At 64.3% G+C, this 17,889-nt stretch carries 17 protein-coding genes; 12 read left to right on the forward strand and 5 right to left on the reverse strand.

Translation table 11 applies throughout. The annotated features are described in order from the left end of the window. The first annotated feature begins 61 nt into the window (after window positions 1-61). The gene (locus tag AC1DIM_RS02895) at window positions 62-1,162 is read left to right on the forward strand and encodes an AI-2E family transporter (RefSeq protein ID WP_477708984.1); all 1,101 of its coding nucleotides are present in this window, start codon (window positions 62-64) and stop codon (window positions 1,160-1,162) included. 155 nt (window positions 1,163-1,317) lie between these two features. After that, window positions 1,318-2,334 carry a DNA polymerase III subunit delta gene (gene holA / locus AC1DIM_RS02900; RefSeq protein ID WP_477708985.1) on the forward strand — a complete coding sequence of 339 codons (1,017 nt, stop codon included), beginning with the start codon at window positions 1,318-1,320 and terminating at the stop codon, window positions 2,332-2,334. Between the two features lie 107 nt (window positions 2,335-2,441). Here holA and rpsT read toward each other — a convergent pair whose 3' ends face one another. Further along, window positions 2,442-2,702, reverse strand: coding sequence for a 30S ribosomal protein S20 (gene rpsT, locus AC1DIM_RS02905; protein ID WP_011692086.1), 261 nt, complete (start codon window positions 2,700-2,702; stop codon window positions 2,442-2,444). Window positions 2,703-2,990: 288 nt separating this feature from the next. Between rpsT and AC1DIM_RS02910 the strand changes: the two genes are divergently transcribed. Further along, complete coding sequence (locus AC1DIM_RS02910; protein ID WP_477708986.1) at window positions 2,991-4,139, forward strand: ISAs1 family transposase; 1,149 nt, start codon at window positions 2,991-2,993, stop codon at window positions 4,137-4,139. Window positions 4,140-4,162: 23 nt separating this feature from the next. Here AC1DIM_RS02910 and AC1DIM_RS02915 read toward each other — a convergent pair whose 3' ends face one another. After that, entirely contained in the window at window positions 4,163-4,711 is a 549-nt protein-coding gene (locus tag AC1DIM_RS02915; protein WP_477708987.1) for a type II toxin-antitoxin system PemK/MazF family toxin, read from the reverse strand. A gap of 163 nt (window positions 4,712-4,874) precedes the next feature. Between AC1DIM_RS02915 and lepA the strand changes: the two genes are divergently transcribed. Both lepA and hemW read left to right on the forward strand, forming a co-directional pair. Next, a complete protein-coding gene (lepA, locus tag AC1DIM_RS02920; protein WP_477708988.1) occupies window positions 4,875-6,731 on the forward strand; it encodes a translation elongation factor 4 in 1,857 nt (618 codons plus the stop codon). 25 nt (window positions 6,732-6,756) lie between these two features. Then, window positions 6,757-7,986, forward strand: a complete 1,230-nt coding sequence (gene hemW / locus AC1DIM_RS02925; RefSeq protein ID WP_477708989.1) for a radical SAM family heme chaperone HemW — start codon at window positions 6,757-6,759, stop codon at window positions 7,984-7,986. Between the two features lie 78 nt (window positions 7,987-8,064). Here hemW and AC1DIM_RS02930 read toward each other — a convergent pair whose 3' ends face one another. Both AC1DIM_RS02930 and AC1DIM_RS02935 read right to left on the reverse strand, forming a co-directional pair. After that, the gene (locus tag AC1DIM_RS02930; RefSeq protein ID WP_477708990.1) at window positions 8,065-8,475 is read right to left on the reverse strand and encodes a DUF4870 domain-containing protein; all 411 of its coding nucleotides are present in this window, start codon (window positions 8,473-8,475) and stop codon (window positions 8,065-8,067) included. Window positions 8,476-8,621: 146 nt separating this feature from the next. Next, window positions 8,622-9,470, reverse strand: coding sequence for a DUF3097 domain-containing protein (locus tag AC1DIM_RS02935; protein ID WP_477708991.1), 849 nt, complete (start codon window positions 9,468-9,470; stop codon window positions 8,622-8,624). A gap of 172 nt (window positions 9,471-9,642) precedes the next feature. Here AC1DIM_RS02935 and hrcA point away from each other — a divergent pair, with 172 nt between their 5' ends. From hrcA to AC1DIM_RS02950, 3 genes are all read left to right on the forward strand, one after another. Further along, the gene (gene hrcA, locus AC1DIM_RS02940) at window positions 9,643-10,656 is read left to right on the forward strand and encodes a heat-inducible transcriptional repressor HrcA (protein ID WP_477708992.1); all 1,014 of its coding nucleotides are present in this window, start codon (window positions 9,643-9,645) and stop codon (window positions 10,654-10,656) included. Between the two features lie 75 nt (window positions 10,657-10,731). After that, on the forward strand, window positions 10,732-11,859 hold the full coding sequence (gene dnaJ / locus AC1DIM_RS02945) for a molecular chaperone DnaJ (RefSeq protein WP_477708993.1): 1,128 nt from the start codon (window positions 10,732-10,734) through the stop codon (window positions 11,857-11,859). A 2-nt stretch (window positions 11,860-11,861) separates the two neighbouring features. After that, the gene (locus tag AC1DIM_RS02950; RefSeq protein ID WP_477708994.1) at window positions 11,862-12,647 is read left to right on the forward strand and encodes a 16S rRNA (uracil(1498)-N(3))-methyltransferase; all 786 of its coding nucleotides are present in this window, start codon (window positions 11,862-11,864) and stop codon (window positions 12,645-12,647) included. 35 nt (window positions 12,648-12,682) lie between these two features. On the opposite strand, the gene AC1DIM_RS02955 is transcribed toward AC1DIM_RS02950, so the two are convergent. Continuing rightward, a complete protein-coding gene (locus tag AC1DIM_RS02955) occupies window positions 12,683-13,636 on the reverse strand; it encodes a GerMN domain-containing protein (protein ID WP_477708995.1) in 954 nt (317 codons plus the stop codon). A 369-nt stretch (window positions 13,637-14,005) separates the two neighbouring features. Between AC1DIM_RS02955 and AC1DIM_RS02960 the strand changes: the two genes are divergently transcribed. From AC1DIM_RS02960 to era, 4 genes are read left to right on the forward strand one after another with little or no spacing between them, the layout of a single operon-like run. Further along, window positions 14,006-15,091, forward strand: a complete 1,086-nt coding sequence (locus tag AC1DIM_RS02960; protein ID WP_477708996.1) for a PhoH family protein — start codon at window positions 14,006-14,008, stop codon at window positions 15,089-15,091. Continuing rightward, a complete protein-coding gene (ybeY, locus tag AC1DIM_RS02965; RefSeq protein ID WP_477708997.1) occupies window positions 15,088-15,561 on the forward strand; it encodes an rRNA maturation RNase YbeY in 474 nt (157 codons plus the stop codon). Before AC1DIM_RS02960 ends, ybeY begins: the two co-directional genes overlap by 4 nt. Then, window positions 15,558-16,889: a hemolysin family protein gene (locus AC1DIM_RS02970; RefSeq protein WP_477708998.1), complete on the forward strand. Its 1,332-nt coding sequence runs from the start codon at window positions 15,558-15,560 to the stop codon at window positions 16,887-16,889. The genes ybeY and AC1DIM_RS02970 overlap by 4 nt, the downstream gene beginning before the upstream one ends. Beyond that, a complete protein-coding gene (era, locus tag AC1DIM_RS02975; RefSeq protein WP_477708999.1) occupies window positions 16,873-17,847 on the forward strand; it encodes a GTPase Era in 975 nt (324 codons plus the stop codon). The genes AC1DIM_RS02970 and era overlap by 17 nt, the downstream gene beginning before the upstream one ends. Window positions 17,848-17,889: the final 42 nt, after the last annotated feature.

Consider the following 17,889-nt stretch of genomic DNA (forward strand, 5'->3'; position numbering starts at 1 on the left):
CAGGCAGTCCCTGGTTGGGACAATGAACTTTCACTCTGTTGTGCTCTGAAAGCGAGATACCATGGCTGATCTCCCCCCGGGCTTGCCGCCGATTTTGGTTGACGGACTCGGCCGCGCCAGCATCCGCTCCATTCAAGTCCTGACCGTGGCTGCCCTGGGCTGGACAATCATCTGGACCCTCACACGGGTACCCCTGGTCTTGATCCCGGTGACGATCGCGCTGATCCTCGCCTCCGCCATCTCACCGCTGGTGCGCTGGCTGGCAGGACATCGATGGCCACGGGCCCTCGCAGTGCTCACCGCTTTCATTGGGATCCTCGCTGTTTTTGGCGGGATCATCACGGGCATTGTGTTCCTTGTCCGCGCGCAGTCAAAGGACCTCACTGCCAAAGCGATCGCCGGCATCGATCGCCTTCACGAATTCCTGAACGCGGGGCCCATACCGGTCAGCGACGCTCAGATCAACGCCACACGGGACTCTGTCCAGCACTTCTTCACCTCCAGCTCGTTCGGTACGGAGGCGCTCACAGGGGCACGTACCCTGGGCGAGATCTTGGCAGGTATGGTCCTGATGGCCGTGATCTTGTTCTTCTTCCTCAAAGACGGCGACAAAATCCGGAACTTCCTCATCGGTTTCCTCCCGGCTACGCGCCGCGCAAAAGCGCACGAGGCAGCCGACCGGAGCGCAGTCGTCTTGGGCGGCTACGTCCGGGGAACGGCTATTGTCGCCGCCACTGATGGGCTCATCGTTGGAGTTGCGCTGGCCATACTGGGTGTTCCGCTGGCATTACCGTTGGGTGTATTCGTCTTCATCGGCGGTTTCATCCCCATCGTGGGGGCCACGGCGGCAGGCACGCTGGCCGTCGCCGTCGCCCTCATCTCGAATGGGCCAGTGACGGCCTTGATCGTCCTTGCCGTGGTCATCGGCGCTAACCAGCTCGAACACCATTTCCTGCAACCGGTCCTGATGGGCAAAGTCCTGAGCATTCACGGGTTGGCGATCCTGCTGGCCCTGGCAGCAGGCACCATGACCGCCGGTATTATTGGCGCGCTGCTGGCAGTCCCCGTCACCGCTGTCGGATGGACCATTTTCAAAACACTCTCCGGGCCGGAACCTCACACCGGGCCGCCCACACAGCTCCTGGAACGGGCCAAGGACTAACGCACGGCCGGGCCTGTCATGCCGGAACTGCCAGTCATGACGAATGCTGCGCGATTCCCGGCTTGCTTGTGGGGGCTGGGCCTTCGCGGCTTGGAGGCGGGGGTTCGCCATGGCAGGCTTAGACACTGCACCAGAATCTCCGGGAGGGATCCACCATGGCAGCAGCCCAGACCACACGAACCAGGACAACGCCGTCGAATGTTGCCTCGTGGCGGGACGTGAGCCCCGCCGGAGTCGTCCTGGTGGGCGGACCCGAAGAATACCTCGGCATCCGCGCCATGGAGCACATCCGCACACAGGTGAGGGCGGCGTTTCCCGACGTTGAGATCAGCCGCCTGACGGCCGGCAGTTACGAGGCGGGCACCCTCGCCATGAATGTCAGCCCGTCCCTCTTCGGCGAACATAAACTCATCGAAGTCGAGGGCGTTGAAAGCATGAACGACGCCTTCCTCGCCGACGCCCTCGCGTACCTGTCCCACCCTGAACCGGATGCGGTCCTCGTCCTGCGGCACGCCGGGGGAGTCCGCGGCAAGAAACTCCTGGATGCAGTCAAGGCTGGAGGCTGGCCGGTGGTTGACTGCCAGCCCCTGAAGAAGGACGCGGACAAGTCCGCGTTCGTGGCGGCAGAGTTCCGGATCGCCGGCCGGAAGATCACCTCTGACGGGGTGCAGACTCTGGTCAACGCCGTCGGCGCCAACCTCTCTGAACTGGCTGCAGCCTGCAGCCAGTTGATCGCAGATGCCACGGGAGCGGTAACTCCGGAACTGGTGGACCGTTACTACGGCGGCAGGATCGAAGCCACGGCATTCAAGGTTGCCGATGCCGCCATGGCCGGTAACGGTCCTCTTGCCCTGTCCACACTCCGCCATGCCCTGGCCACCGGAGCTGACCCGGTTCCGCTGGTTGCCGCGCTGGCAGCAAAGCTGCGGACGTTAGCCAAAGTGGCCGGCGCCCAAGGATCATCGGCGCAGATAGCCCGGGAGCTGGGCATGCAGCCCTGGCTGGTGGAGCAGGCACAGCGGGACGTTCGCCGCTGGACCCCGGATGGCCTGGTCCGCGCCATCCAGGCCACCGCAGAGGCCGACGCACAGGTGAAGGGTCTTTCGCGTGATCCTGTTTATGCCGTTGAACACGCGGTGACCGTCATCGCCACGTCCGCGCACCGCCACTGACACGGGGTCGGTAAGGGGGTTCTCGCTCCAGAGCAGAGACTTAAAGAGTTGTGGCCGGCACCCATCGGGTGCCGGCCACAATCATCAGTTCAAATGAACTGGAAACCTTACAGTGCGTTGACCTTCTTGGAGATCGCCGACTTGCGGTTCGCTGCGTTGTTCTTGTGCAGAACACCCTTGCTGACAGCCTTGTCCAGCTTGCGGCTGGCGGCAACCAGGGCAGCAGCAGCTGCATCCTTGTCAGTGGACTCAACGGCGGTGTTGACGGCGCGGATGGCCGTCTTCAGCTCAGACTTGACTGCGTTGTTGCGCAGGCGGGCCTTCTCGTTGGTGAGGATGCGCTTTTTCTGGGACTTGATATTAGCCACGTGTGAACTCTCTTTTTAATGCGGAAATGGTCTAGAGGGCTTTCAAGTTGGCCATTGACTGAGCGGCGTGGGGATACCTATGGCGACCAACCATGAGTGGCCGTCGACCTGCACGGACACACAGCTATAAAGAATAGCAGAACCGCTGGTGGCTGGCCATTTAGGCAGGGTCTTTGCAAAGTCCCGGTGATGCTCGGTGTCGTGTCCCGCCCCGCGTGGCGGCTTTTAATCGCAGAGAACTCCTGTTAATCCGGTGTTTACCACAACGCCGTCGACAGGAGTTCTCCGATGCCATCTTCCCTCACGAGCCTGCTGGAAAGCCATTCGACAGGCGGCCCGGACTACGGACAAATCGATGTTCAGGCGCTACGGGCCGCGCTCGGGCAGGTTCCGGACCCGCGAGCCAGACGCGGGGTGAGGTACCCGTTCACTGACCTGCTGCTGGTGCTGGTCGGCGCGGTGTTCTCCGGGGCGAAGACTTTGACCATGATCGTGGAATGGGCCCGGCATGCCGCGGATTCCGGCACGCTGTTCGCGTCGGGAAAGATTCCGTCCCTGGCCACGATCCACCGCGTGGCCGCCGGTATGGACGCCGAAGCACTCGACACCGCCGTGAGTGCCTGGACACGCGCCCGGGTCCTCCGGCGTGGTGCCCGGCCGGTGATCGCGGTAGATGGCAAGGAAGCCCGGGGAGCCAAGAACGGCGGCGGCGCCAGGGTCTTCCTCATGGCCGCCCTGGACCACCGCTCAGGCACCGTCATCGGGCAGGAATCCATCGGAGAGAAAACCAACGAGATCCCACACTTCGTCACCCTGATGGACAGGCTCGGTGACCTCAACGGCGCCGTGATCACCGCCGACGCCCTCCACACCCAATCAGCTCACGCCAAGGACCTGCACGCCCGCGGAGCCCACTACGTCTTCACCGTCAAGACCAACCAGGCACGCCTGCGGACAAGGATCAGCACCCAGACCTGGTCAACCCGAAAACCCGCCTACATCCAACGCGAGAAAGCCCACGGCCGCACCACCGTCTGGTCAGCGACCGCCCAGCGAGCCCAGGAATGGATCGGATTCCCGCACGCGGCCCAAACCGTCCGCCTGACCAGAGACCGACACAACCACACGACCGGAGAAAAGTCCCGAGAACACGTCTTCGTCATCACCTCACTGCCGCCCGGACAAGCCACAGCGGCCGACATCGCCGAAGACATCCGCGGACACTGGAGCATCGAAAACCGCCTGCACTGGGTCCGGGACACCGCCTACAGCGAGGACACCTCACAAATCCGAACCGGCAACGCCGCCCACGTCATGGCCACCCTGCGAAACCTCGCCATCAGCATCCACCGCCTCGCCGGCACTACCAACATCACCTCAGCACTCCGGGCAGCCATGCGCGACCCGCGGATCGCCCGAAATCTCACCGGACTTTGAAAAGACCCTGCCATTTAGGCGGGCTACTTCCAGCTGTGTCGCCGGCGTAGCTCCGCAGCCACCAGATCGAAGCGCGTCCGGTCCAGGACTGCACCTTCGCGCCGAATGGCGTCCGGGGCGATCTGAAGGATCCGGCTGAGGTTGGCTTCGCTGGGCCGCTGCTGCCGGTCCCACGCGCCGGTACCGATGTCCACGTAGTGGCCGGCGCGGTGACCGTCCTGGTCGTGGTCCTTGCTGGTGAGCATCACTGCGAGCAGGTGCCGCCCGCTCTTGCCGACCAGCAGGACGGGCCGGTCCTTGCCCCGTGAGTGGTCCTCCTCGTACGGGACCCAGGCCCACACGATCTCGCCGGGATCGGGGCTGCCGTCGGGCTGCGGGGCATAGCGGATGGCCGAGACACCCTGAAAGTCCCCGGGATAGGCGGTGGACATGGCAGATGGTGCGGGCGGCGATTGGCGGGGATTCCCCAGGGAATGCTGTCGCGCTGGCGCTGCTGCCCCGGACCGTATCTTTTGCAGCACCCTGATGGATGTCCGGACGGCGTTGGCCAGTGAGCGGAAGTTGATAGGCATGGGGAAAACAATATCGCCGGGCAGTCCCGCATGTTTGCCGCAGGATGCAGTGCGTTGCCCCCGGACGTGGGACACTGGAGGTTCAAAATGTGCGGTCCGGCCGCAGGGTGCCTTTTGTGCGTCCTGGTGGCGGCCGCGTGACTGCCAACAGTAAGGACCCTGCGTGTCTCCCATGGCCCGCACCGCCCCGGTGCCCGCCGCGACAGATCCGGCCATCATTCGGAATTTCTGCATCATCGCGCACATTGACCACGGCAAGTCCACTTTGGCCGACCGCATGTTGCAGTTGACCGGGGTGGTTCAGCCCCGCGATATGAAGGCCCAGTACCTGGATCGCATGGACATCGAACGCGAGCGCGGCATCACCATCAAGTCCCAGGCCGTTCGTATGCCGTGGGAACTCGATGGCAGCAGTTACGCCTTGAACATGATCGATACTCCTGGCCACGTGGATTTCACGTACGAGGTCTCCCGTTCGCTGGCGGCCTGCGAGGGCGCGGTCCTGCTGGTGGATGCTGCCCAGGGGATTGAGGCACAGACCCTCGCCAACCTCTACCTGGCGATGGAAAACAACCTCACTATCATTCCGGTCCTGAACAAGATCGACCTCCCGGCAGCGCAGCCTGAAAAGTACGCGGCAGAGCTGGCCAACCTGATTGGCGGTGATCCTGAGGACGTTCTCCGCGTCTCGGGCAAGACCGGCATGGGCGTCGAGGCACTGCTGGACAAGATTGTCCGCGATCTGCCCGCCCCCGTTGGCGACCCCAACGCTCCCGCGCGTGCCATGATTTTCGACTCGGTCTACGACACCTACCGCGGCGTGGTCACCTACGTCCGGGTGGTTGACGGCATGCTGCACCCCCGCGAACGCATCCAGATGATGTCCACCCGCGCCACGCACGAACTCCTTGAGATCGGGGTGAGCTCCCCGGAGCCCACCCCCTCCAAGGGCCTTGGTGTGGGCGAGGTCGGGTACCTCATCACTGGGGTGAAGGACGTGCGCCTGTCCAAGGTCGGCGATACCGTCACCAACCTCGCCAAGCCTGCCGCCAAGTCGCTGCCGGGCTATGCCGACGCCAAGCCCATGGTCTTCTCCGGCCTGTATCCTCTGGACGGCACGGACTACCCAGTGCTCCGTGATGCGCTGGAGAAGCTGATGCTCAACGACGCCGCGTTGGTGTACGAGCCCGAAACATCAGCGGCGCTGGGCTTCGGGTTCCGCGTGGGCTTCCTCGGCCTGCTGCACCTGGAAATCACCCGCGAACGCCTCGAACGCGAGTACAACCTGGACCTGATCTCCACCGCTCCCAACGTGGAATACGAGGTGACGCTGGAGGACAAGAAGGTGGTCCATGTGACCAACCCCAGCGAATACCCCTCCGGCAAGATCGCCGAGGTCCGCGAGCCGATGGTGTCCGCCACCATCCTCGCGCCAAACGAATTTGTTGGCGCCATCATGGAACTTTGCCAGAGCCGGCGCGGCGTGTTGGGTGGCATGGACTACCTCTCCGAGGACCGGGTGGAGATCCGTTACCGCCTGCCGCTTGCCGAAATCGTCTTCGACTTCTTTGACATCCTTAAGTCCAAGACCCGCGGCTACGGCTCGCTGGACTGGAAGGCCGACGGCGAGCAGGTAGCCGATCTGGTCAAGGTGGACATCATGCTCCAGGGCGAACAGGTGGACGCGTTCTCTGCCATCACCCACCGTGACAAGGCCTATTCCTACGGCGTCATGATGACCACCAAGCTGCGTGAACTCATCCCGCGCCAGCAGTTCGAGGTGCCCATTCAGGCCGCCATCGGCTCGCGAATCATTGCCCGCGAAAGCATCCGGGCAATCCGCAAGGACGTTCTGGCCAAGTGCTACGGCGGTGACATTTCGCGTAAGCGCAAACTTCTGGAAAAGCAGAAGGAAGGCAAGAAGCGCATGAAGATGGTGGGAACGGTGGAGGTGCCGCAGGAGGCGTTCATCGCCGCCCTCACCACCGACGAATCAAAGGACAAGGCCAAGAAGAAGTGACCCACGCGCAGTGGGGGACCCGCTGATGCCCAGCGTTCTTCCCCTTGGTGATCCGGCGCCGTCGGACGGTCTGCTGCCTGCCCAGGCGGCAGACGGTGCGGCGGCCCGGAACTTTGGGCTGTACGTGCACATCCCGTTCTGCGCGGTCCGGTGCGGTTATTGCGATTTCAACACCTACACGGCCACGGAACTCGGCGGCGGCGCGTCCCAGGACGCCTACGCCGGGACCGCCATCTCCGAGATCAGGATGGCCACCCGCGTCCTGACCGAATCCGGGCTGCCGGCGAGGCCCCTGAGTACGCTCTTCTTCGGCGGCGGGACCCCGACGCTCCTCCCGGCCGAGGACCTTGCGCGGATCCTGAGCGCCGCCGTCGCGGAATGGGGCCTGGAAGAAGGCGCCGAAGTCACCACCGAAGCGAACCCGGATTCGGTCACCCCCGAATCGCTGGCGCTGTTGAAGAGCGCCGGATTTACCCGGGTTTCGTTCGGCATGCAGTCGGCAGTTCCCCATGTCCTGAAGGTCCTGGACCGCACCCACACACCCAGCAGGGTTCCCCAGGTGGTGCAGTGGGCCCGTGAGGCAGGACTGGCCGTGAGCCTGGACCTGATCTACGGCACGCCGGGGGAGTCACTCGACGACTGGCGGTTTTCCCTGGAGACTGCCTTGTCCTATGAGCCTGACCACATCAGCGCCTATGCGCTGATCGTGGAGGACGGCACCAAACTCGCCGCCCAGATCCGCCGCGGCGAAGTTCCGGGAATCGACGACGACGACCACGCCGACAAGTACGAACTCGCCGACCAGCTCATCGGCGAAGCGGGACTCAGCTGGTATGAGGTGAGTAACTGGTCGCGGACGCCGGAGCAGGCTTGCCGGCATAATCTCGCCTACTGGCGCGGGGACGATTGGTGGGGCATCGGCCCGGGCGCACACTCGCATGTGGGCGGCGTGCGCTGGTGGAACGTCAAGCACCCCACCGCCTACGCGGGGCGGCTCGCCCAGGGGCTCTCGCCGGCTGCGGGCAGGGAAACGCTCGACGCCGATACCCGCGAGGTGGAGCGCGTGATGCTTGAGGCCCGGCTTGTGTCGGGGCTGGCAACGTCATCGCTGGGTGAGTACGGACGCCTTGCCGTGGCCGGGCTGATGGCCGAGGGTCTCGTGGACGCGCCCGCTGCCATCAAGGGAACATTGGTGCTGACCCTGAAGGGCCGCCTGCTGGCGGACGCCGTGGTCCGGAGAATCCTGCCGGACTAACGCTTAAGGCCAGCAACCGTGGGCCCACGCCCGCCGGGTCCCCTGGCCGAGCCTGCGAGGCTAGGGGGCGGGTGGGGACTATTTGATCCAGCGCAGGTTGTACGGGTAGCGGTGCGGCTGGCCCTTGTTGACGTGAATACCGGCGGAGACCGAGAAGCAGGTCAGCGCAATCCAGATGAGGGTGGCGATGACGGCGAAGATGTTCCCGACCACCGGAATAAAGACGAGGATGTTGGCCACCAGTGCCGCGATGGTGGGCGGCAGGCTGAAGTTCAGCGCTTCCTTGGATTCCTGCGCGGTGAACGGTCCGCGTTCACGGAAGATCAGGTAAATCAGCAGGGACGGTACACAGCCGAGGATCCCGCCAAAGTGTGCGAGCGTGGCCCATTGCCGGTCTTCGCTGGCCGTAAGGGGCAACGCATTTGCGGGAACGCCCTGGTACTCGGAACGGCCTTGGTCGTCCCGGTGCTCGCGTGCGTTTTGTGCCACGGTTTCATCCTTCGAAAGTGCAATGGTGCTGGTTTGGAGAATGCCGGTCGGGTGCGACAACAGCCTCTTCAGTACCAAGAATACTGGGTCACGCGGCAAATGCCGCGGTCGGGACAGCCCTTGGGCCGTTCACGGGCCCCGCGGAGTCATGGCGCCGTCAGGAAGTCAATGACTTCCTCCACCCGGCCGAGCAGTGACGCTTCCAGGTCCGCGTAGCTGCGGACCGCACCCAACAGCTTCTGCCAGCCCAGCCCGATGTCTTCCTTCGTGGAGTGCGGCCAGCCGAAGGCGGCCAGGATGCCGGTTTTCCRGTCCTGCCCACGGGGCACCACAGGCCATCGTTCGATGCCGAGCACGGCGGGGCGGATTGCCTGCCACACATCAACGTAGGGGTGTCCGACAATCAGCACATTCCCGGCGGCGCCCGGGGAGGCCATCACACCGGCCGCGATGCGCCACTCTTTGGAGTCCGGCACCAGGTGATCCACCAGGATCCCCAGCCGCCGGCTGGGCCCGGGACCGAAGGCGGCCACCGCCCCTGCGAGGTCATCGATGCCATGCAAAGGCTCGACGACGATGCCTTCCACCCGGAGATCGTCACCCCAGACCTTTTCCACGAGTTCGGCGTCGTGCTTTCCCTCCACCCAGATCCTGCTCGCCTTGGCCACCTGGGCACGCTGGCCCGCCACGCGGACAGAGCCGGACGCCGTCCGGCCGGCGGGCGCGGCCGCGCTCTGCCTGGGCGCCGGGGGCATGAGCCTGATGGGCTGGCCTTCCAAAAGGAACCCGAATCCAAGCTTGAACGAACGCGACTTGCCCCGCCGGTCTTCGAGGGCAACCACATGCATGCCGCCGGACTTCTCCACCCGGGTCACTGCTCCTACCCAGCCGGACTGTGCGTCTTCGAGGACCATGCCGCGTTCCACTGCAACCTCGGGGAGTTCGCTCCGGACGGGCGCGGTGATCTCCTGCGGACCCCAGTTCTGGTACTGCATGGATTGATTCCGCCTTGTGCTAGATCGTGCCCCGGAATGTTCGCCCGGAGCGGTACCAATGCTAACAACGGGGTGAGTCATATTAGACTGTTAGCACTTAGGCATGTCGAGTGCTAACGAGCCGTGACCATTGCCGTGAACAATGAGGCGCAACCGTGGATGGAGGTGGAGTGTGAGCGAGCCGCGCAAACTTGAAGTGCTGCGGGCCATTGTGGAGGACTACGTGCACTCCCGCGAGCCCGTGGGTTCCAAAGCCTTGGTTGAACGCCACCACCTCGGCGTTTCCAGCGCAACCATCCGCAATGACATGGCTGCCCTGGAAGACGAGGGCCTGATCACCGCTCCGCATACCAGCGCGGGCAGGATCCCCACTGACAAGGGCTACCGGCTGTTTGTGGATCAGATTTCGGCGGTCAAGCCGCTCTCTCCGGCGGAGAAGAAGGCCATCCAGTCGCTCCTTGAGGGCGCGGACGACTTGGATGATGCCCTGGACAGGACCGTCAGGCTCCTGTCCCAACTGACCAACCAGGTGGCCGTGGTGCAGTACCCGCATTTGAGCCGGGCCACCATCCGCCACATCGAGTTTGTCCTGCTGGCGCCACGCCAGGTCCTTCTGGTGCTCATCGCCACCACCGGCAAGGTGGAACAGCGCGTGATAGACGTCGGCCAGGACCTCGGTGAGGACACTATCGCCGCTTTGCGGACGCATTTCCTCGGCTCGCTGGCGGGCACGCCGCTCAGCCGGTTGGCCCAGTCACTGCCGGGAGTGGTTTCCTCCGTCGCGCCAGGACAGCGGGCAGCTGCCCAGGCGTTGGCTCAAGGGCTCGAAACGCTCGCCCATAGCAGCCGTGAGGACCGCATGGTGATGGCCGGCACTGCGAACCTGGCCAGGTCCAACGTGGATTTCCCGCTCAGCATCGGTCCTGTGCTGGAGGCCCTCGAGGAACAGGTGGTCCTCCTCCGCCTCCTCAGTGACATGGCGCAGGACCCGCGGGGTGTGACAGTGAGTATCGGCCGGGAAAACCCCTACGACGGACTGGCCGAAGCCTCGGTGGTCGCCACGGCCTACGGACCTGACAGCACGGCCAAGGTTGGCGTCCTGGGTCCCACCCGGATGGACTATCCCACCACCATGGCCGCCGTCAGGGCAGTAGCCCGCTATCTTTCAAGAATTCTGGGTCCGTAACAACAACGGTCCAGGCACCAAGAGCAGTGCCGGCAGCCTCGCTGCCGGAAGTACAACAGGGAAGAGATACGAACTTTGAGCAGCCACTACGACGTCCTCGGAGTCTCGCCGGAAGCCACCGGAGAAGAGATCAAGAAGGCCTACCGCAAGCTGGCCCGCACCCTTCACCCGGACGTTAATCCCGGGGACGATGCGTCGGACCGCTTCAAGGCCGTTACCCATGCCTACGAGGTACTTTCGGACCCCCAGAAGCGCCGCGTCTATGACACCACAGGCAATGAGAACGGCACCGACAATGGCTTCGGCGGTGGCAGTTATGCCGGCCAGGGCTTCGCGTTCCAGGACATCTTCGATACGTTCTTTGGGGCCGGCGGATCCTCGGGTCCGGCGTCCCGGGTCCGCCGCGGCCAGGACGCCCTCATCAGCGTCCGGATCGAACTGCGCGACGCCGTGTTCGGCGTCAACCGCAAGCTTGAGGTGGATACCGCCGTCACCTGTCCCACCTGCAACGGCTCGTGCTGCCGCGAAGGCAGCCACCCCGAGCGCTGCGATATCTGCGGCGGCAGCGGCCAGGTCCAGCGGGCCGTACGTTCCATCCTTGGCCAGGTCATGACGGCGGCTCCCTGCGGCAGCTGCGAAGGCTTCGGCTCTGTCATCAAGGATCCATGCAACGAATGCAACGGCCAGGGCCGCATTCGCAGCCGCCGGTCACTCACCATCAAGGTGCCCGCCGGCGTCGCAACCGGTACCCGGATCCAGCTGTCCGGGCAAGGCGAAGCCGGCCCTGCCGGCGGACCTTCCGGTGACCTTTACGTCGAGATCCGGGTCAACAACGATCCCACCTACGTCCGGGACGGCGATGACCTGCACGCGACGCTCCACATTCCTATGACTGCAGCTGCCCTGGGCACCGAAATGTCGCTGGAAACCTTCGATGGACTTCAGGAAATCGACGTCAAAGCCGGGACCCAGGCCGGCGAGGTCATCACCCTCCGCGGCCTGGGCGTCACCCACCTCCGGGGCTATGGCCGCGGTGACCTGCTGGTCCACCTGCAGGTGGAGACGCCGGCGAAACTCGATCCCGCTCAGGAGGACCTCCTGCGGCAATTGGCAAAGTTGCGCGGCGAACAGTTCACCGAGGGCAAGCTGACGGCCAGCGGTGGGGTCTTCGCCAAGCTGCGGGACCGGCTCGGTAACCTGTAGCTGTGAGCAACCCCGTCTTCTTCAGCGGAGCCGGGTCACTGGACCAGTTGGTTCCCGGTGCCCGTTATACCCTTCAGGGCCCCGAAGCGCGCCATGCGGTAACAGTCAAGCGATTGACGCCCGGGGAGTCCGTGGACATTGCCGACGGCGCCGGTAAACGGCTGACGGGAACGGTTGTTGCGGCATCACCCGCCGAACTCACCGTTGAATGCGCCGAACTGGCTGTGGAACAACAGCCTGACATCCGGCTGGTCCTGGTCCAGGCCCTGGCCAAGGGCGACCGTGATGAGCTCGCCGTGGAAACCGCCACGGAATTGGGGATCGACGCCGTGGTGCCCTGGCAGTCGGAACGTTCGATCGTGCGCTGGAAGGGTGAGCGCGCCGTGAAAGCCCATGCCAAATGGCAGTCCGTGGTCACGGCAGCAGCCAAGCAGGCACGGCGCGCCTGGATTCCCGAGGTGCGCGCCGCCGTCGAAACCCCCGGCCTGGTTGCCGCCGTGGCAGCCGCGGACCTTGCCGTAATCCTCCACGAAGACGCTGTGCGGCCGCTACGGTCCGTGCTGGAGGCATGGCAGGCCGCCGCGCCGGCGGCCTTGGGTCACCGGGAAGTCCTGCTCATCGTCGGTCCGGAGGGTGGGATCAGTCCCCGCGAAGTCACCAGGCTCTGCGGTGCCGGTGCCGTGACGGCACTCCTGGGCAACCATGTCCTGAGGTCCTCCACTGCCGGACCCGCCGCCGTTGTGCTTGCGAGCGATGTGTTGGGGCGCTGGAGCGCCGCGCAGGCCTAAGCTAACGGGCAGCGTGAACTAACCGGAGGTGTGAACTAACTGACGTTGAACTTCCGAGTGTCCACGTTCAGTTCCGCGCCGTTGCCGCCATCTGATTGCCATACGCGGAGCTCGTAACTTCCGGACGCGAGGCTAAGCGCAAGCGTAAAAAGTCCGGACTGAGCGGCGTCAGCACCGGCCGTGGTCTCACCGGTCAGGTACGGGGTCTTGTCCCCGTTTCCCGCGGCCCGCAGGATCTGCCACCGCAGTTTGCCCCCCGGGACGGTGCTGCGGCCTGTGATCTTGACACTGCCGCCGGCAATGTCCGTACCCTCCTGTGGATCGATGATCCACACGGGTGCCACCATGCCGGCAGCCCGTGACATCGGGGCACCCAGCTGGACATGGCCGAAGGCGAGGTAGTCGGTATGGCTGTCCACCAGAACCCGCACCTGAATCTGCTGGCCCGAGTCAATCAGGCCAGAGCTGGCCGCCGCCGCAGTGGCCGTGAATATGAGCTGCTGGATGGCACGTACGGCCATGTCGGCGTCGAGATTGCTGTTGAAGGCATCTGCGGAGACGTCGACGGTGATGACATTCTTTCCGGAGATCGAGGTTGCCAGCTCCGTGGGACTCTGCCAGGGCGTGAAGTAATCGGGGTCCAGCGGCTTGTCGGACATCATGGCCCGCAGCGCACGCGTCACCGGGTTCTCCTGTTCCGGGACGTCCCGGAACTCCCGGTAAAGGAAGACGTTGCCGTTGCTGCGGCCGATCCAGTACACGGGCGCTTTGTTCGAGGACTGCGTGGTTTCCAGGGGTGCGCTGGTGGAGGGCGCGCCGGGGGAGCCGGTGGCGGCAGCGGTGGAGTTCGCCGTCAAGGTGGGGTCGGGGCCGGGATCGGCAATGCAGCCGGTCAGCAGGAGGAGCGCCGGGAGGAGGGCCAATACGCCCCGCGCACGGAACGGCCGCGCGGCACGTTCGGCCGAGCGGGGGGCGGGTGTTTCCGGCACTCTGATTGCGCTGTCCTTCCTGGCTGTTAATGATGGGCCTTAGCCCAGTAAGCCGGTCCCCGGACGGCCTGGATTTCAAGCATGGCATAGTGCGGCACGCCTCAAGCGCCCAAATGACCGCACGGGCGCAACTGCAACGGGAACGATATGCGCCTGATATGAAGTTGATATCTAATGACGCCGGTCACCGGACAGTCGTACGCCCTGGAAGGCCCGTTGGCCGGGCCCTCCGTCGCCGCGACGAGGGCCCTCCTGGCGTAAGATGGAAGGAACCGCTGGCTCCCGCGTGCTCGGCCACAGCCCGCCCACGCAGCATCCGGCGGTATTAAGTTCGAACTGGAGGAGACCACGGGCCTGCGGGCCAGCACCATGACTGAATCAACGAACGGAAAGCGCCGGCTGAACACTGAGCGCGCCGCCGGAGAATTTCCCCATTCGCTTCCCGGTGTCCGGACGGAGGTGGTTCTCTTTGACAACTCCGATCAGATGGTCCAATCGCTCGGCAGCCATGACGAGGCCCTGCGGTACATCGAAGAACAGTTCCCGGCAGTCAATTTCCATGTCCGCGGAAACGAACTTTCCATCAGCGGCCCAGCGAACGAAGTGCCCCGCATCATGCGCCTCCTGCATGAAGTTCGCGGCCTTGTGGCCCGTGGCACCGTCATCAGCCCCGCCGTCCTGCAGCAGCTCGTGGCGTTGCTGCGCAGCCAGTCTTTGCAGAACCCCGTGGATGTCCTCACCCATGACATCCTCTCCAGCCGGGGAAAGACCATCCGGCCCAAGACGCTGAACCAGAAGAACTATGTTGACGCGATCGACGCCAACACGGTGATCTTCGGCATCGGGCCCGCCGGTACCGGCAAGACCTTCCTGGCCATGGCGAAGGCTGTCCAGGCGCTGCAGCAGAAGGAAGTCAGCCGCATCATCCTGACCCGGCCGGCCGTTGAAGCCGGCGAGCGGCTGGGGTTCCTGCCCGGCACGCTCAGTGACAAGATCGATCCCTACCTGCGCCCGCTGTACGACGCGCTTCACGACATGATGGACCCCGAATCGATCCCGCGCCTCATGGCCGCCGGGACTATCGAGGTTGCGCCCCTTGCCTACATGCGTGGGCGCACCCTGAACGACGCGTTCATTATTCTGGACGAGGCCCAGAACACCACGCCGGAACAGATGAAGATGTTCCTGACGCGTCTGGGCTTCGGATCGAAAATGGTGGTCACCGGAGACGTCACCCAGGTCGACCTTCCCTTTGGGACGCGTTCGGGGCTGCGCATCGTGGAGGAAATCCTGCAAGGCATCGAGGACGTCAACTTCTCAGTCCTGGACTCCACGGATGTGGTCCGCCACCGCCTGGTGGGTGACATCGTCCGCGCCTACGGCATTTGGGATGATGTCCAGCGGAACAAGGTCAAACATTCAGTAAGCCGTGAGAAGCGGGCGGAACGCGCATGAGCATCGAAGTGAACAACGAATCCGGCATCCAGGTTGATGAAGCGGAACTGGTGGCGTTGTCCCGGTACGTTTTCGAACAGCTGTACATCCACCCCCAGGCTGAACTGTCCATCCTGCTGGTGGACGAACCCGCCATGGAAAAGCTCCACATCGAACTCATGGACGAGCCCGGATCAACAGACGTGCTCTCGGTTCCCATGGATGAGCTCACGCCGGGGACGCCTGACCGGCCCACGCCACAGGGGATGCTCGGGGACATTGCCGTGTGCCCCCAGGTGGCGCAGGTCCAGGCCGCCAACGCCGGTCACGGCCTGCAGGACGAGATGCTGCTCCTGACGACCCACGGCATTCTTCATCTGCTGGGCTATGACCACGCTGAGCCTGAAGAGAAGGACGAAATGTTCGGCCTCCAGCGCCAGCTGCTTTCCGGGTTCACCGGCAAAGACGCACCCGCCGAGACCACGCAGTGACGCCCCTGCTCCTTGTAGGCATGGCCCTGGTTTTCCTCAGCACCGCCGCCCTCCTGACCGCTGCCGATGCCGCGTTCACTTTTCTTCCCCGGCATGACGCCGAGGAAGCACTCCTGAAAAGCAGGGGCAACGCGATGCGCCGCATCCTTGCCCAGCCGGTGGCACACATCAGGGCCTTGCGGTTCTGGCGGATCTGGTTCGAGATGGCGTCGGCCGTGGCGGTCGCCGTCCTGCTGCACAGCCTGCTGGACAATGTGTGGCTCGCCGGCCTGGCCGCCACGGGGATCATGGCCCTGCTGGGGTTTGTGATCGTCGGGGTTTCTCCCCGCCAGATCGGCAGGTTGCATTCGGCCGCCGTCGTCCGGTACACGGCGCCACTGATCCGCTCCCTGACATGGGTCCTCGGCCCCATCCCGAGGTGGCTCGTGGCGCTCGGCAGCGCGGCCGCACCGGGTGCACCCGCGGGTGACGATGCGTTCTTCAGTGAACAGGAATTCCGCGAACTTGTGGATCGTGCTTCCGAGTCGGACATGATCGAAGACAATGAAGCGGAAATGATCCAGTCAGTTTTTGATTTCGGCGACACGCTGGTGCGCTCCGTGATGGTCCCCAGGACGGACATCCTCAGTATCGACGCCGGCTCCAGCCTCAGGCGGGCCATGTCGCTTTTCCTGCGTTCGGGCTATTCGCGGATCCCGGTGATCCGCGACAATACGGACCAGATCCTGGGAATTGTCTACCTCAAGGATGTGGCTGCGAAGCTCCACGAGCTGGGCCCCGACGACGAACAGCCGCCGGTGGAAGCGCTGGCCCGCGATGTCAGGTATGTGCCGGAGTCCAAACCGGTGAGCGAGCTGCTGCGGGAACTCCAGAAGGAATCGACGCACGTGGCCATTGTCATCGACGAGTATGGTGGCACGGCCGGGCTGGTGACGCTGGAGGACCTCATCGAGGAAATTGTCGGGGAAATCGTGGACGAATACGATACCGAAAGCGCCGAAGCGGTGGCCCTGGGCGGCGGCGCCTTCCGCGTCAGCGCACGCATGAGCATTGATGATCTGGGTGAGCTGTTCGACATCGAGCTGGACGACGACGAGGTGGACACTGTGGGTGGCCTCCTCGCCAAGGCCTTGGGCCGTGTGCCGATCGTTGGCAGCCACGTGGAAGTGGACGGCATCTCGTTGCGCGCTGACCGGCTGGAAGGCAGGCGCAACCGGGTCAGCCACATCATTGCGGCAGCAGTTCCAAAGATAGACACTGACCTTGAAGACCTCTTTGACGAGGCGGAAGCAACCCAGCAGGGAGTTCCACGTGAGCAAGAAAAGTAACCACCCGGCCAACCAAGGCTCCGACACTCCGGACTATGGCGGATACCGTGCCGGTTTCGCTGTCCTGGTAGGGCGCCCCAACGCAGGCAAATCGACTTTGACCAATGCCCTGGTGGGGCAGAAGGTGGCCATCACCTCCGCCAAGCCGCAGACCACGCGGCACACCATCCGGGGCATCGTCCACCGGGAGGACGCCCAGCTGGTCCTCGTCGACACCCCGGGCCTGCACCGTCCCCGCACCCTGCTGGGCAAACGGCTCAATGACCTGGTGGCGGACACGCTTGCCGAAGTCGACGCGATCGGCTTCTGCCTCCCGGCCAACGAGAAAATCGGCCCCGGTGACAAATACATCGCCGCCCAACTGGCGCAGCTGGGCCGCAAGCCCGTTATCGCCATTGTGACCAAGGCAGACCTGGTGGACCGGCAGGCCCTCACCGAGCAGCTTCTTGCCGTCGCAGCGTTGGGCCGGGAAGTCCTCGGCGAGGACGGCTGGAAGGACATCGTTCCGGTCTCCGCCGCCGACGGCTTCCAGGTGGGCACCCTGGCTGATGTGCTCATCAGCCACATGCCGCCGTCGCCGCCGTTGTACCCGGACGGTCACCTGACGGACGAACCGGAAGCGGTGATGATCGCCGAACTCATCCGGGAGGCCGCCCTCGAAGGCGTCCGCGACGAACTCCCGCACTCCCTTGCCGTCGTCGTCGATGAAATAGTTCCGCGTGAAGGACGGCCCGAGGATCGGCCGTTCCTGGATGTCCGGGTCAATCTCTATGTAGAGCGTTCTTCGCAGAAAGCCATCATCATCGGCAAGGGCGGCGCCCGGCTCCGCGAAGTCGGCACCAACGCACGCAAGGCAATCGAAGCGCTGCTGGGCGCCCGCATCTACCTTGACCTGCATGTGAAGGTCGCCAAAGACTGGCAACGCGACCCAAAGCAACTGGTCAAGCTGGGTTTCTGATCCAGCTTCACGCCGTGCCCCGGGCCGTCAACCGGAAGTTTC

The organism is Pseudarthrobacter sp. 01T43 (assembly GCF_056398665.1).